This is a genomic window from Mesorhizobium sp. M8A.F.Ca.ET.161.01.1.1 (assembly GCF_004792105.1).
Lineage (GTDB): Bacteria > Pseudomonadota > Alphaproteobacteria > Rhizobiales > Rhizobiaceae > Mesorhizobium.
Genome location: NZ_SRTD01000408.1, coordinates 1 through 298 on the forward strand (window position 1 = coordinate 1; position 298 = coordinate 298).

The window sequence follows — 298 nt, forward strand, 5'->3', positions numbered from 1 at the left end:
CAGAACCGCAAGAATCAGGAAATCCGTGTGCCGCGCGTCCGCGTGATCGGCAGTGACGGAGAAATGATCGGCGTGTTGTCGCGCGACGAAGCGCTGTCCATGGCCGAAGATGAAGGCCTGGACCTGGTCGAGATCCAGCCGCAGGCCGATCCAACGGTCTGCAAGATCATGGACTGCGGCAAGTTCAAGTTCGAAGCGCAGAAGAAGGCCAGCGAGGCCAAGAAGAAGACCAAGCAGGTCGAGATCAAGGAAGTGAAGTTCCGTCCGGTCACGGACGAGGGCGACTACCAGATCAAGC

Annotated in this window: 1 protein-coding gene; it reads left to right on the forward strand. The window is 59.1% G+C overall.

Annotated elements, in window-relative coordinates; translation table 11 throughout:
- Nucleotides 1-298, forward strand: a 298-nt coding sequence (gene infC / locus EN804_RS36305; protein WP_135922417.1) for a translation initiation factor IF-3, incomplete at both ends; no start/stop codon positions are given.